Source organism: Delftia sp. Cs1-4, assembly GCF_000214395.1.
GTDB lineage: Bacteria > Pseudomonadota > Gammaproteobacteria > Burkholderiales > Burkholderiaceae_C > Comamonas > Comamonas acidovorans.
The window spans coordinates 223,860-238,459 of the sequence record NC_015563.1; the positions used below are offsets into that span (position 1 = coordinate 223,860).

Here is a 14,600-nt window from a genome sequence, read left to right on the forward strand (position 1 = left end):
GCGCAGCCGCTCAGGGGGTGCTTTTCTAGATAGGATCCCAACTGAACACGTCGGCGGACCGGTCCAGCGGCACGAACGACGCCTTGAGCGCAGGCATGCCGTGCTCGGCAATGAACTGGGGCGACCAGCCCTCGCTGCGGTGCACCGAGCGCAGCGGGCGCGGCTGGCTCATGACGAAGATCTCGTTGTTGCGCACGGCGAAGACCTGGGCGTTCACGTCGCGGGCCGCGTCGGACAGCAGGTAGACGGCCAGCGGGGCGATCTTGTTGGGCGTCATCTGCTGGATCTTGGCCACGCGCGCCTGCTGCTCGGGCGTGTCGGTGGGGATGGAGCCGATCATGCGGCTCCAGGCGAACGGCGCGATGCAGTTGGAGCGCACGTTGAACTTCTGCATGTCCAGCGCGATGGACTTGGACAGGGCCGTCAGCCCCAGCTTGGCCGCGCTGTAGTTGGCCTGGCCCAGGTTGCCGATCAGGCCCGAGGTCGAGGTCATGTGCACGAAGGCGCCGCTTTCCTGCTCCTTGAAATGGTTGGCGGCCGCGCGGCTCATGTAGTAGCTGCCGTACAGGTGGACCTTGATGACGGCGTCCCACTCGTCCAGGCTCATCTTGTGGAAGAACCGGTCGCGCAGGATGCCGGCGTTGTTGACCACGCCGTCGATGCGGCCGAAGCTGTCCACGGCGCACTGCACGATGCGGCCCGCGCTGGCGGCCTCGGCCACGCTGTCGGTGTTGGCCACGGCCTGGCCGCCTGCGGCCTTGATCTCATCGACCACCTTCTGGGCCGGGCCGGCGTCCGTGCCCTCGCCCGTGGTGGAGGTGCCGATGTCGTTGACCACCACCTTGGCGCCCTCGGCCGCCATGGCCAGCGCCATGTCGCGCCCGATACCGCCGCCGGCACCCGTCACCACCACTACCTTGTCCTGCATCATTTTCTGCGCCATGGCCTGTCGTCCCCGTTCAGTGTTCGTTGGAAAGAAGTCGGGACCAAGGATGCCGGCAAACGCCGGGCCGCGCCATTCGCCAATCACAAGGGCGGACTTCGCGGGAATGAAAGCAGGGGCGGACAGGCCGCGCCGGCCCAGCCTTCAGCGCGGCCAAAGGCTTGCTTAAGAAAACGCGGATTGCGGGCCGCCGCGCTTGCACCGACCATGGCGGCCATGACAGACAAGCAAGCTACCGACACCCTCGACGCCGCCGCGCTGGCGCACCTTCAGTCCTGGCAGGGCCGCAGCGAAACCCTGGCAGACAGCATCACGGCCGCGCCCGTGGCCGCGCTGTCGGCCACGCTGGACCGGGAAGACCCTGAGCCCGCCGACGGCACGGCGCTGCCGCCGCTGTGGCACTGGATGTACTTCCTGCCCCATGCACGCCAAAGCGAGCTCGGCCCCGACGGCCACCCGCGCCGTGGCGGCTTTCTGCCGCCCGTGCCGCTGCCGCGCCGCATGTGGGCCGGCGGGCGCCTGCGCTGGGAGGCAGGCAACGCGCTGCAGGTGGGCCAGAAGGTGCAGCGCCGCTCCACCATCGGCTCGGTCAGCCACAAGAGCGGCCGCTCGGGCGAGCTGCTGTTCGTGCTGGTCGAGCATGCCTACAGCAACGACCAGGGCCTGGCGCTGACCGAGGAGCACGACATCGTCTACCGCGCCGCTGCCCAGCCCGGCGATCCCGCGCCCACGCCGCAGAAGCCGCCGCTGGACGGCCAGCAAGCCTGGTCGCGCACCATCGTTCCCGACGACGTGCTGCTGTTCCGCTACTCGGCCCTGACCTTCAACGGCCACCGCATCCACTACGACCGCCGCTACGTCACGGGCGTGGAGGGCTATCCGGGCCTGATCGTGCACGGCCCGCTGATCGCCACGCTGCTGCTGGACCTGCTGCGCCGCGAGCTGCCCCAGGCGCGCGTGCTGTCCTTCGAGTTCAAGGCCGTGCGCCCCACCTTCGACCTGCATGCCTTCAGCGTGCACGGCAAGCCTTCTGCAGACGGCAAGACCGTCGAACTCTGGGCGCAAGACCACGAGGGCTGGCTGACCATGACCGGCACGGCAAGTGTCTCCCCCTGAGTCGCTTCGCGCCTTCCCCCTCTCTACCCGCTTCGCGGGGGAGGGGGACGACACCCTCGGTGCGGGGCGGCCCTTCCTCGGTGTCCCTTGCTTTGGGCGGCGCCGGCTTTGGCTCCCGCTGCGATAACTGAATTGGTATTCAACACATTCCGCGCTGTGAAGGCGCTGACCATAAAGCCTTGAGACCACCATGATCGAACACACGCTTTCCAACAATTTCCCCGAAATCCGCGACGCCATCCGTGCGCTGTGCGCCGAGTTCCCTGACGAGTATTTCCGCAAGATCGACGAGCAGCGCGCCTATCCCGAGACCTTCGTGGACGCGCTGACCAAGGCGGGCTGGCTGGCCGCGCTGATCCCGCAGGAGTACGGCGGCTCGGGCCTGGGCCTGACCGAGGCCAGCGTGATCATGGAAGAGATCAACCGCTGCGGCGGCAACTCGGGCGCCTGCCACGGCCAGATGTACAACATGGGCACGCTGCTGCGCCACGGCTCGCAGGCGCAAAAGGAGAAATACCTGCCGCGCATCGCCTCGGGCGAATGGCGCCTGCAGTCCATGGGCGTGACCGAGCCCACCACGGGCACGGACACCACCAAGATCAAGACCAGCGCCGTCAAGAAGGATGGCCGCTACGTGGTCAACGGCCAGAAGGTCTGGATCAGCCGCGTGCAGCACAGCGACTGGATGATCCTGCTGGCGCGTACCACGCCGCTGGCCGAGGTGAAGAAAAAGAGCGAGGGCATGTCCATCTTCATGGTGGACCTGGCCGAGGCCCAGAAGAGCGGCCTGACCGTGCGCCCCATCCCCAACATGGTCAACCACGAGACCAACGAACTGTTCTTCGAGAACCTGGAAATTCCCGAGGAGAACCTGATCGGCGAGGAAGGCAAGGGCTTCAAGTACATCCTCGACGGCCTCAATGCCGAGCGCACGCTGATTGCGGCCGAATGCATTGGCGACGGCTACTGGTTCCTGGACCGCGTGACCAACTACGTGCGCGACCGCAATGTGTTCGGCCGCCCCATCGGCCAGAACCAGGGCGTGCAGTTCCCCATTGCCGATGCCTTCATCGAGGTCGAGGCCGCCAACCTCATGCGCTGGAAGGCCTGCGAGATGTTCGACGCCAACCAGGCCATGGGCGCCCAGGCCAACATGGCCAAGTACCTGGCGGCCAAGGCCAGCTGGGAGGCGGCCAATGCCTGCATCCAGTTCCACGGCGGCTTCGGCTTTGCCTGCGAATACGACGTGGAGCGCAAGTTCCGCGAGACGCGCCTGTACCAGGTGGCGCCGATCTCCACGAACCTGATCTATTCCTACGTGGCCGAGCACATCCTCGGTCTCCCGCGTTCTTTCTGAAGGCACTGCGCATGACACAGCAACGCCTGAGGCCCCTGGACGGCACCACCGTCGTCTCGCTGGAACATGCGGTGGCCGCACCGTTTTGCACGCGCCAGCTGGCCGACCTGGGCGCGCGCGTGATCAAGGTCGAGCGGCCCGGCAGCGGCGACTTTGCGCGCGGCTATGACCAGCGCGTGCAGGGCCAGTCCTCGCACTTCACCTGGATCAACCGCAGCAAGCAGAGCCTGGCGCTGGACCTCAAGCAGGACGAGGCCATGCAGGCGCTGCTGCAGCTGCTGGAGGGTGCCGACGTGCTGGTGCAGAACCTGGCGCCCGGCGCGGCCGCGCGCATGGGCCTGTCCTATGCGGCGCTGCGCGAGCGCTTTCCGCGCCTCATCGTCTGCGACATCAGCGGCTACGGCGCAGACGGCCCCTACCGCGACAAGAAGGCCTACGACCTGCTGATCCAGAGCGAGGCGGGCTTTCTCTCGGTCACGGGCACGCCCGAGGTGCCGTCCAAGGCCGGCATCTCGGTGGCCGACATCGCGGCCGGCATGTATGCCTACACCAACATCCTGTCGGCCCTGCTGCTGCGCGGGCGCACGGGCGAGGGCAGCCACATCGACGTGTCCATGCTGGAGGCGCTGGGCGAGTGGATGGGTTACCCCATGTACTACGCCTTCGACGGCGCGCCGCCGCCGCCGCGCACCGGCGCCTCGCACGCCAGCATCTATCCCTACGGGCCTTTCGAGGCCGGTGACGGGGGGACGGTGATGCTGGGCCTGCAAAACGAACGCGAGTGGAAGCTCTTTTGCGAACAGGTGCTGCTGCAGCCCGCGCTGGCCACGGATGCGCGCTTCGACAGCAATGCGCGCCGCAACGCCAACCGCGAGGAGCTGCGCGCGCTGATCCTGGGCGTGTTCAACGCGCTGGATGCTGCCCAGGTGGTGCAGCGGCTGGATGCGGCCGGCATTGCCAATGCGCGCGTCAACGACATGGCCGGCCTGTGGGCCCATCCCCAGCTGGCCGCGCGCCAGCGCTGGTGCAGCGTGGACACGCCGGCCGGTCCGGTGCAGGCCCTGCTGCCCCCCGGTGCCAACAGCGCCTTCGACTACCGCATGGAGGCTGTGCCCGCCGTGGGCGAGCACAGCGCCGCCATCCTGGCCGAGCTGGGCTGGAGCGCCGAGCGCATCAGTGCCCTGTGCCCGCCCCCGGGAAAAACCGCCCCCTGAAACCAGGGCGCATGCCCAAGAATGCGCCGGAGACCCAACCCATGAAAAACGACACCCAAGTGAGCATCCATCCTCTGGCCCAATTTGCTGCCTCGCTGCGCTGGGACGACGTTCCCGCCGCCGTTCAGCAGCGCGCCGAAGACCTCTGGGTGGACTGGTTCGGCTCCGTGCTGGCAGGCCAGGGCGCGCGCCCTGTGCAGAGCATCACGCGCTTTGCGCTGTCCCAGGGGCCGGCGCAGGGGCCTAGCGAGATCCTGGGCAGTGCCGACACCACCTCGCCCATGATGGCGGCCCTGGCCAATGCTGCGGCCTCGCATGTGGCCGAGCAGGACGATGTGCACAACGGCTCGGTCTTCCACCCCGCCGCCGTGGTCTTCCCGCCCGCGCTGGCCGTGGCGCAGAGCATCGGTGCCAGCGGCGCCGAACTCATGGCCGCCTGCGTGGCCGGCTATGAGGTCGGCATCCGCGTGGGCGAGTTCCTGGGCCGCAGCCACTACCGCATCTTCCACACCACGGCCACGGCCGGCACCCTGGCCGCCGCGGCCGCCGTGGGCCGGCTGCTGGGCCTCACGCCCGCGCAGATGCAGCATGCCTTCGGCTCGGCCGGCACGCAGTCGGCAGGGCTGTGGGAGTTTCTGCGCACGGGCGCCGACAGCAAGCAGCTGCACACGGCGCATGCGGCCGCTGCGGGCCTGATGTCGGCCTATCTGGCCCGGGACGGATTCACCGGTGCGCAGGACATCTTCACCGGGCCGCAGGGCCTGGCGGCAGGCATGTCCACGGACGCCGATCCCACGCGCCTCACGGACGGCATCGGCACACGCTGGGCCACGGCCGAGACATCGTTCAAATGGCATGCCTCCTGCCGCCACACGCACCCGGCCGCCGACGCGCTGCTGCAGGTCATGCAGGACCACGGCCTGGCCCCCGCCGACCTGGCGCAGGTCACCTGCCACGTGCACCAGGGCGCCATCGACGTGCTGGGCCCCGTGGTCGATCCCGGTACGGTGCACCAGAGCAAGTTCTCCATGGGCACGGTGCTGGCGCTGGCCGCGCGCCACGGCCATGCGGGCCTGGACGAGTTCGACAACGAATACCTGGCCGCCACCACCGTGGCCCTGCGCGAGAAGGTGGGCATGGTGCTGGACCCCGAGGTCGATGCCGCCTACCCGCAGCGCTGGATCGGCAAGGTCACCGTGCTCACCACCGATGGCCGCACGCTGCACGGCCGTGTGGAAGAGCCCAAGGGCGATCCGGGCAACACGCTGTCGCGCGAGGAGATCACGGCCAAGGCGCTGCGACTGATCGCCTATGGCGGTGCCCTGCAGGACGACCCCGCCCAGGCCGCTGTAGCGCGGCTGTGGCAGATCGCGCACTGGCCGCGCGTGCAGCGCCTGCTTGACTGAGTTTTTGACTGAGTTTTCGCGCCGGCCCCGGCCGGCGAATCCATGGGAAAGGCGCCACCACAGAGCGCCTCCCGCTTCCACCAAAGTGCACAGGAGACAAACCATGCAACGCACCACTTCTTTCCGCCGCCGCCTCGTTTACGCAGCGGCCGCCGCCTGCGCCCTTGCCGCCGGCGGGACGACCACCGGCGCCCTGGCCGCGGCCTGGCCCGAGAAGCCCGTCGTCCTCGTCGTGCCCTACAGCGCTGGCGGCCCCACCGATGTGGTGGCGCGCCTGCTGGCCGTGCCCATGGGCCAGGTGCTGGGCCAGAGCGTGCTGGTCGAGAACACCGTGGGAGCGGGCGGCACCATTGCGCCCAACCGCGTGGCCAAGGCCAAGGCCGACGGCTACACCATCCTCATCCACCACATGGGCATGGCCACGGCGCCTGCGCTGTACAAGAAGCTGCCCTATGACCCGCTCAAGGACTTCGAGTACATCGGCCAGGTGCTGGACGTGCCCATGACCCTGCTGTCGCGCAAGGACTTCCCGGCCAACAACTTTGCCGAGCTGCTGGACTACGTGAAGAAGAACCAGGAGAAGGTCTCGCTGGCCAATGCCGGCATCGGCGCCGTCTCCCAGCTGTGCGGCATGCTGTTCATGCACCAGGCGGGCGTCAAGCTCACCACCGTGCCCTACAAGGGCGCAGGCCCGGCCATGAACGACCTCATGGGCGGCCAGGTGGACCTGCTGTGCGACCAGACCACGCAGACCGTGCCCGTGATCAAGGACGGCCAGCGCGCCAAGGTCTTCGGCGTGACCACGCCCAAGCGCCTGTCCTCGCTGCCCGACATCCCCACGCTGGACGAGCAGGGCCTCAAGGGCTTCGACGTCAAGGTCTGGCACGGCATGTACGCGCCCAAGGGCACGCCCAAGGAAGTGGTCATGGCCATCAACAAGGCGCTGAACGTGGCCATCAAGGACGAGAACGTCAAGAAACGCATCGCCGAACTCAGCTCTGACCTGGTCACGCCCGACAAGGCCACGCCGGAAGGCCTGCGCACCCACCTGCAGGCCGAGGTGGCGCGCTGGGACAAGGTCATCAAGGCCGCAGGCGTCTCGGCCGAATAAACCGCTCTCCCAAGGACATCCGCATGCACGATCTGGCGCGACAGGCCACTTCCTTTCTCTTCGTCCCCGCCACGCGGCCCGAGCGCCTGGGCAAGGCCCTGGACAGCGGCGCCGACATGGTCATCGCCGACTGGGAGGATGCCGTGGCCCCGGCCGACAAGGACGGCGCCCGCCAGGCGCTGGCCCAGGCCGTGGGTGCGCTGGAAGGCCCGGCCCGTGCCCGCCTGCTGGTGCGCATCAACGCCGAAGGCACGCCCTGGCATGCGGATGACCTGCGCGCGCTGGCGCAGCTGGTGGAGCAGGGCGTGGCCGGCGCCATGGTCTCCAAGGCCGAGCGCGTCCAGACCCTGCATGCGGTGGCCCAGGCTGCAGGCGCACGGGCGGCCGTGCTGCCCCTCATCGAAAGCGTGGCCGGCCTGGACGCGGCCGACGCCCTGGCTGCCGCGCCCCAGGTGGTGCGCCTGGCCTTCGGCCACCTGGACTTCCAGGTCGATGCGGGCATGGCCTGCGACCAGGGCGAGGAAGAGCTGCTGCCCATGCGCATGGCCCTGGTCCTGGCCTCGCGCCGCGCCGGCATCGGCGCGGCCGTGGACGGCGTGACGGTGGACACGCGCAACCCCGAGCGGCTGGCCCAGGACGCGGCACGCGCGCGGCGCATGGGCTTTGGCGGCAAGCTGTGCATCCACCCGGCCCAGGTGCAGCCCCTGCACGCCGTATTCGACCCCGATGCAGCGGCCGTGGCCCACGCGCAGCGCCTGCGCCAGGCCCTGGCCGAGGCCGGAGGCGGCGTCTGCGTGCTGGACGGCCGCATGGTCGATGCGCCCGTGCTCAAGCAGGCCGAACAGGTGCTGCTGCGCCATGCCTGGGCGCAACAGAGATCTGCAGCGCGACCTTGACAAAAATGAGACTGAAAGGCCGTTTTGCACTCAGAGTTTTCTGATTCTGGTGCAAGCAGTCCAATGATTTCCCTGATGGTGAATCCATCTGCCTCGAATACGCTTGGCCAACTCGATTGATTTCGAGACGGCGGTTTCTTGATCCGGTATCTCCACCCATGGAGGCACCCAGGCAAAGGAGCGTGTGATGGCAGTGATCTCCGGGACGGCATCGAACAGCGGATTCAACGGCCAATTGAATGATCGTCTGAATGACCGACTGAACAACCGATTGAATCGGCGCCAGGCGCTGGCCCTGGCGGCCGGCGCCGCGGCGGCAGTGCCCGCCAGCGTGCTGGCGCAGGCCGGTTTTGCCACGCGGCCCGTGCGTATCGTCGTGCCCTTTGCGGCGGGCGGCGCCACCGACGTGATTGCGCGCATCCTGGGCGAGCGCATGGCCCAGCAGCTGGGCCAGACCGTGGTGGTGGACAACAAGCCCGGGGCGGCCGGACTGATCGGCGGCGAAATGGTGGTCCGCTCCGCGCCCGACGGGCTCACCCTGCTGCTGGGCACCACCTCCACCATGCTCACCAACAAATACCTCTACAAGAAGACCGCCTACGACCCGCTGACCGACCTCACGCCCCTGTCGCGCGTGTGCATGGCGCCCATCGCCCTGGTGGTCACGGCCGACGTGCCCGCCACCAACCTGCGCGAATTCATGGCCTGGGCCCAGGCCAACGCGGGCAAGCTCTCATATGGCTCCTACGGCATAGGCTCGCACGGCCACCTGGCCTGCGCCGTGCTCAGCGACATGGCCGGTGCCGGCATGGCGCATGCCGCCTACCGGGGCGAGGCGCTGATGGTGCAGGACATGCTGGGCGGGCGCATCCCCATCGGCATGGGCAGCCTGCTCACGCTCAAGCCCCACATCGATGCAGGCAAGCTGCGCGCCCTGGCCGTCACCGGCACGCGCCGCGTGCCCCTGCTGCCCGAGGTGCCCACCTTTGCCGAGGCCGGCTACCGCCACGAGGCCATGGAACTGTCCGGCTGGCTGGCCATCGCCGGCCCCAAGGGCCTGCCGGCCGACCTCACGCGGCAATGGGGCGAGATCTCCAACCGCGCCGTGGCCAGCCGCGAAGGCACGGCCCGCATCATCGCGGCCGGCTTCGTGCCCGTGGATGACGACACGCCCCAGCGCTTCGGCAAGGCCTGGGCGCAGGAGGCTCCGGTCTGGGGGCGGCTGCTGCAGTCGGCGGGGGTGCAACCCGGTTGATGGCGCACAGCGGCCTTGGTTGCCCAAGGCTGCACTCATGCCCTGTGCTGTAATCGCCCCTCCTCAGGCGGCCCCGGTGGTGCAATGCCATGACGGGACAGCCCGTGGTTTCTCAAACATTCAAGAGAGGGTATTACCGTGAGTGCATTGGTCATCAAGGCCTGGAAGGCCAGCGAGCAACCCATAGACGACAAGGGCAACCACATTGCCATCACAGGCCGCGAAGGTGGCCTGGTCGCCTGGATCCTGTCCAAGGTCAACATCGATCCCACCACCACCATCCGCGTGGGCAGCGAGCGCCTGGAGTTCAGCAGCGCCTCGCTGTCGGGCACCCAGTCGCGCCTGATCCCCCTGCAGGGCATCTGCTCCACCTACTACGGCTATCACAAGCCCTGGAAGACGGCGCTGGGCATCGGTGCCCTGTCTCTGTTCATGGGCGGGTCCATGATGGCCCAGAGCTTCTTTGCAGGCCTGGTGGTCATGCTGATCGGCTGGGGCATCGCGGCCGTCATCTACTTCTTGAACCGCACCCTGACGCTGGGCTTCATCGAGAACAGCGGCGCAGTCAACGGTATCCAGTTCAAGCGCTCGGTGATCGAGAACATCGACATCACGCAGGAGCAGGCCAGGCAGGTCTGCGAACTGATGCAAAAGCTGATCGAGGCCAAGGAAAAGCGGCTCTGACGACGCGGCGGCACGCAAGTGCCGTCCGGCGCCATCCGGCGCCGCGCGTGCCCTGCGCTCAGGCCTGTGCCGGGCTGCGCGCCATCAGCTTGAACGTCCCCGTGGCCAGGGCCACCAGGGTGCCGTCCTCGGAGCGCACTTCGCCGCGCGCGAAGCTGATGGAGCGGCCGCGCCGCTCGCAGTGGGCGGTGGCGATGAGATCGCCGCTGCCGGCCGAGACGTAGTGCAGCGTGAGATCGATGGTGGCCACGCCGAAGGCCGTGGGGTCATGCGAGCGGCAGGCCGAGGCCAGGGCGCAGTCCAGCAGCGAGGCGATGGCGCCGCCGTGCACGTCGCCGCGGCTATTGGCCTGATCCGGTTGAAAGCCCATGCGGATCTGGGCGCGGTCCTCGCCGATGCGTTCACCGCTGAGCTTCATGGCGCGGGCCATGGGCATGGGCAGGCCGAAGAGGATGCCGGGTGCCTCGCCTTCGAAGGGGTTGGCCGGGTGTTCTTTGATGGGTGTATTCATGGACATCATCATCGCATTGGGCGCGGCGCTCGAGACTGGCGTGTACCGACTCCGGGGCACCGAGGAAGGGCCTACGCCGGCCGCGCCGCCCCGCACCGAGGGTGCCGCCGGTTGCCCGGATGCCCCCCTCCCGCGAAGCGAGAGAGGGCGCCGTGCACACGGGGGAAGCGGCGCAGCCGCTCAGGGGGTGACTTTCAATCCACCCGTGCACCTGTCGATTTGACGACAGTGGCCCAGCGCGTGATTTCCTTGTCGATATGCGCCTGCAGCGCCTCGGGCGTGGAGCCCACGGGTTCGTAGCCGCCGGCGGCCAGCTGGGCCTGCAGCGCGGGCTGGCGCAGGGCGGTGGCGATCTCGCGGCTCAGGCGCTGGGTGGCTTCGGCGGGCGTGCCGGCCGGCGCGATGACGGCGTACCAGCCGGTCACGTCGAAGCCTGCGATGCCCTGCTCCTGGATGGTGGCCACCTCGGGCGCCAGCGCCGAGCGCTGCGGGCTGGTGACGGCCAGCGCGTGCATGCGCCCGCTGCGGATGTGGGGCATGGAGGTGGAGATGCTGTCGAAGGTCAGGTCGATGTCGCCGGCCAGCATGGCGTTGACCACGCCCGCGCTGCCCTTGTAGGGCACATGGGTCATGCGCACGCCTGCCATGGAACCGAAGTACTCGGCCGCAAGATGCCCCGTGTTGCCGTTGCCCGCCGAGCCGAAGGTGAGCTTGCCGGGGTTGGCCTTGGCGGCCTGGATGAGTTCCTGGATGTTCTTTGCCGGCAGCTTGCTGCTGGCCGCAACCACCATGGGCAGGTTGGCCACCAAAGACACGGGCGCGAAGTCGCGGCGGGTGTCGTAGGGCAGCTTGGGATAGAGGCTGTCGTTGATGGCATGGGCGGCCAGCACCATGAGCACGGTGTAGCCATCGGGCCTGGCGCGCGCCACATATTGCGAGGCCAGCGTGCCGCCTGCGCCGGGCTTGTATTCGAGCACCACGGGCTGGCCCAGCTGCTGCTGCAGCTGCACGGCCAGCGGGCGGCCCAGCAGGTCGGCACTGCCGCCGGGTGGATAGGGAATGACCAGCTGGATGGGCTTGGCAGGCCAGGCCTCGGCAGCATGGGCGAGATGGGTGGCCGGGGCCAGCAGGGCGAAGGTCGCCAGGGCCAGGCAGGACAGCAGGCGGCGGCGCGGGAGTGGGTGCATGGGCATGGACATGGGCATGGGGGGACTCCGTTTCATGAAGTGGACAGGGCGCCGGCCTGGTACTGCTCGCGCAGCGCGCGCTTGAGCACTTTGCCGATCTCGCTGCGCGGCAGGCTGGCGGCCAGCCGCAGCTCGGCCACGCGCTGGGTCTTGCCCACGCGGGCGTTGAGCCATTCGCGCAGCTCGGCGGCCGAGGGCGTGGCATCGGGGCGCGCCACGGCGTAGGCCACGGGGGTCTCGCCCCAAGCATCGGAGGGCACGCCGATCACTGCGCATTCGGCCACCTGCGGGTGCTGCAGCAGCACGGACTCGATGTCGCTCGGGTAGACGTTGAAGCCGCCCGTGATGATCATGTCCTTCTTGCGGTCACCCAGCACGATGAAGCCGTCCTCGTCCAGGCGGCCCACGTCGCCGCTGCGGATGAAGCGCAGGCCCTGGGCATCGAACCATTCTGCCTCCTGCGTCTTGTCGGGCAGGCGGTGGTAGCCGCTCATCATCCCGGCCGAGCGGCCCACGATCTCGCCCTGCTCGCCGGGCGGCAGTTCGCGGCCCTGCTCATCGATGAAGCGGATGTCGGCGCCCGGTCCCGGCCTCCCCACGGTGTGCAGCTTGTCGGGGAAGTCATGGCAGTGCAGCTCGCAGCGCACGCCGCCTTCGGTCATGCCGTAGTACTCGATGAGCCGTCCGGGCCAGCGGCGCAGCACCTCGGCCTTGAGCGCGGGATGGAAGGGTGCGCTGGTGCAGAACTTGTGCCGCAGGCGGCTCAGGTCGGCGCCGTCGAACCCCGGGCATTGCATCAGCCGCTGGTACTGCACGGGCACGAGCATGGTGTGGGTGGCACGGTGGCGCTCGGCCAGCTCCAGGTAGTGCGCCGCGTCGAACTTGCGCATCAGCACCAGGGTGCCGCCCAGCCCCAAGGTGGGCAGGGCCGCGACCAGGGTGGTGTTGGAGTACAGCGGCGTGGCGCACAGCGAGACGGCATCGGGCCCGTAGCCGTTGTGGATGGCACGTTGCACATGGGCCCAGCGCATGGCCCAGGACTGGACGATGCCCTTGGGCACGCCCGTGGTGCCCGAGGAGTAGATGACGTTGAAGGGCCAGTCGGGCTGGGGGTGGATGGGCATGGGTGCCGTGCCATGGTCCGCTTCGTCCGCAGCCAGCCATTGCGACCACGGCATGCCGGCTTCGACAGCGCCGTCCAGGGCCACGCATTGCAGATCCTGTCCGGCCTGCAGCGGCCATTGCGCGGCGGTTTCCGCATCGCGCAGCACCAGCCGGGCGCCGCAGTTGTCCAGCATGGCGCTCAGGTGGCCGGCCGTGGCCGACGGGGCCAGCGGCGCCACGGCCACGCCCGCGCGCAGCGCGCCCAGGAAGGCCAGCACGTACTCGGGCGAGCTGCCCGCGCAGATGGCCACCACGTCGCCGGGGCCCAGGCCCTGGCGTTGCAGGCGCAGGGCCACGCGGTCCATGCCCAGGCGCAGCGCGGCGTAGTCGAGGCTGCGGCCGTCCATGGCCAGGGCGGTGTGGCGGGGGTGCTGGCTGGCCTGCAGCGCGACGAGTTCGGGCAGCGAGCCAAAGGGCTGGCGCAGTAGGGAGGCGATGTCTTCTTGCATGGGAGGGGCGGGAGGGACGGGAGGGGCCACTATTCCAGCGACAGGCCTGCGGCCTTGACGATCTGGGCCCAGCTCTTGCGTTCCTGGGCGATGAAGGCGTCGTACTCGGCCGGTGTCTCGCCACCGGGCACGCCGCCCAGGTCGGCAAAGCGCTGGCGCACCTCGGCCGTCTGCATGGCGCGCCGGGCCGACTGCTGAATGCGCTCGACCACGGCATCGGGCGTGCCGGCAGGGGCCAGCAGGCCGAACCAGGCCGTGACCTTCATCGGCACGCCGGCCTCGGTCATGGTGGGCACCTCGGGCAACTGGGCCGAGCGCGTGGCGCTGGTGATGGCCAGCGCGCGGAACTTGCCGCTCCTGATGTGCGGCATGGAGCTGGGCAGGTTGTCGATCATGTAGTCCACCTGCTGGCCCAGCAGCGCCGTGACCGCAGGCGCGGCCCCGGGAAAGGGCACGAGCGTGACCTCGATGCCGGCCTTCTGGCGGAACATCTCCGAGGACATGTGCGGCGACTGGCCCACGCCCGATGTGGACACGTTCAGGCGCCGGGTCCTGGCCAGCTCCACCAGCTCGCGCACGCTGCGCACGGGCGAATCGGCATGGACCACGAGGATGTTGGGCACGGAGATCACATTGGTGATGCCGCGCAGATCGCTTTCTTTGTAGCTGAGCTGCTTGTACAGGCTGAAATTGATGGCCACCGGGCCGATGTTGCCCATGAGCAGCGTGTAGCCATCGGGCCTGGCGCGCGCCACCTGGGCCGTGCCGATGCTGCCGCCGCCCCCGCCCTTGTTCTCCACCACCACCGAGGTGCCCAGGTCCTTGCCCATCTTCTCGGCCAGCACGCGCGCGGCAATGTCCGTGGTGCCGCCAGCGGCGGCCGGCACGACGATGGTGATGGGGCGTTCAGGCCAGGCCGCCGCCAGCGCGGCGGCAGGAGCCAGGGAGAAAAAAGGCAAAGCGGCCAGCAAGGCCAGCAGGCTGCGGCGGACGGTCATGGGCAGTCTCCAGTTCACTGCCCGCAACGATAGAAAACCCTGGGCCCCAGGGCACCAGGGTTTGACTGGAGATCCGCTTCGCCATTCGGAAACCCGCGCTTAGGCCCACTGGAACGCGTGCTAACCCGTTGCCGAAAAGGCGACCACAAGAAAAAAGGCGCCGAAGCGCCTTTCATTGACCGTGTGGTGCACAGCGCCAAAAACTGGCGCGTCTCCAAGCGGGAGATGCCGAGCAAGAGCCGCCTCGCGGCGAGGGCATCGTCCCCCTCCCCCGCGGAGCGGGTAGAGAGGGGGAAGGCGCGTCAGCGC

13 protein-coding genes are annotated in these 14,600 nt (G+C 68.8%); 8 read left to right on the forward strand and 5 right to left on the reverse strand.

Features of this window, described 5'->3' with window-relative positions; all coding sequences use genetic code 11:
• Positions 1–25: 25 nt before the first annotated feature.
• Entirely contained in the window at positions 26–943 is a 918-nt protein-coding gene (locus DELCS14_RS00975; protein WP_013800088.1) for an SDR family NAD(P)-dependent oxidoreductase, read from the reverse strand.
• 207 nt (positions 944–1,150) lie between these two features.
• Between DELCS14_RS00975 and DELCS14_RS00980 the strand changes: the two genes are divergently transcribed.
• The 8 genes from DELCS14_RS00980 (at position 1,151) to DELCS14_RS01015 (ending at position 9,982) form a co-directional block, all read left to right on the forward strand.
• A complete protein-coding gene (locus DELCS14_RS00980; RefSeq protein ID WP_013800089.1) occupies positions 1,151–2,059 on the forward strand; it encodes a MaoC family dehydratase N-terminal domain-containing protein in 909 nt (302 codons plus the stop codon).
• Positions 2,060–2,249: 190 nt separating this feature from the next.
• Positions 2,250–3,416 carry an acyl-CoA dehydrogenase family protein gene (locus DELCS14_RS00985; protein WP_012202137.1) on the forward strand — a complete coding sequence of 389 codons (1,167 nt, stop codon included), beginning with the start codon at positions 2,250–2,252 and terminating at the stop codon, positions 3,414–3,416.
• Between the two features lie 11 nt (positions 3,417–3,427).
• Positions 3,428–4,630: a CaiB/BaiF CoA-transferase family protein gene (locus tag DELCS14_RS00990; RefSeq protein WP_013800090.1), complete on the forward strand. Its 1,203-nt coding sequence runs from the start codon at positions 3,428–3,430 to the stop codon at positions 4,628–4,630.
• A gap of 41 nt (positions 4,631–4,671) precedes the next feature.
• Complete coding sequence (locus tag DELCS14_RS00995) at positions 4,672–6,036, forward strand: MmgE/PrpD family protein (protein ID WP_012202139.1); 1,365 nt, start codon at positions 4,672–4,674, stop codon at positions 6,034–6,036.
• Between the two features lie 103 nt (positions 6,037–6,139).
• A complete protein-coding gene (locus tag DELCS14_RS01000; protein WP_013800091.1) occupies positions 6,140–7,147 on the forward strand; it encodes a tripartite tricarboxylate transporter substrate binding protein BugD in 1,008 nt (335 codons plus the stop codon).
• Between the two features lie 23 nt (positions 7,148–7,170).
• Positions 7,171–8,043 (forward strand): CoA ester lyase, encoded by an 873-nt coding sequence (locus DELCS14_RS01005; protein WP_013800092.1) that lies wholly within the window; start codon positions 7,171–7,173, stop codon positions 8,041–8,043.
• A 187-nt stretch (positions 8,044–8,230) separates the two neighbouring features.
• A complete protein-coding gene (locus tag DELCS14_RS01010; protein WP_013800093.1) occupies positions 8,231–9,298 on the forward strand; it encodes a tripartite tricarboxylate transporter substrate binding protein in 1,068 nt (355 codons plus the stop codon).
• Positions 9,299–9,436: 138 nt separating this feature from the next.
• Complete coding sequence (locus DELCS14_RS01015) at positions 9,437–9,982, forward strand: hypothetical protein (protein WP_012202143.1); 546 nt, start codon at positions 9,437–9,439, stop codon at positions 9,980–9,982.
• Positions 9,983–10,040: 58 nt separating this feature from the next.
• Here DELCS14_RS01015 and DELCS14_RS01020 read toward each other — a convergent pair whose 3' ends face one another.
• The 4 genes from DELCS14_RS01020 to DELCS14_RS01035 form a co-directional block, all read right to left on the reverse strand.
• Positions 10,041–10,493 carry a PaaI family thioesterase gene (locus DELCS14_RS01020; protein ID WP_013800094.1) on the reverse strand — a complete coding sequence of 151 codons (453 nt, stop codon included), beginning with the start codon at positions 10,491–10,493 and terminating at the stop codon, positions 10,041–10,043.
• Between the two features lie 194 nt (positions 10,494–10,687).
• Positions 10,688–11,692: a tripartite tricarboxylate transporter substrate binding protein gene (locus DELCS14_RS01025; protein WP_043796535.1), complete on the reverse strand. Its 1,005-nt coding sequence runs from the start codon at positions 11,690–11,692 to the stop codon at positions 10,688–10,690.
• A gap of 20 nt (positions 11,693–11,712) precedes the next feature.
• Positions 11,713–13,293: a class I adenylate-forming enzyme family protein gene (locus tag DELCS14_RS01030; RefSeq protein ID WP_013800096.1), complete on the reverse strand. Its 1,581-nt coding sequence runs from the start codon at positions 13,291–13,293 to the stop codon at positions 11,713–11,715.
• Between the two features lie 29 nt (positions 13,294–13,322).
• A complete protein-coding gene (locus DELCS14_RS01035; RefSeq protein ID WP_013800097.1) occupies positions 13,323–14,291 on the reverse strand; it encodes a tripartite tricarboxylate transporter substrate binding protein in 969 nt (322 codons plus the stop codon).
• Between the last annotated feature and the right edge of the window lie 309 nt (positions 14,292–14,600).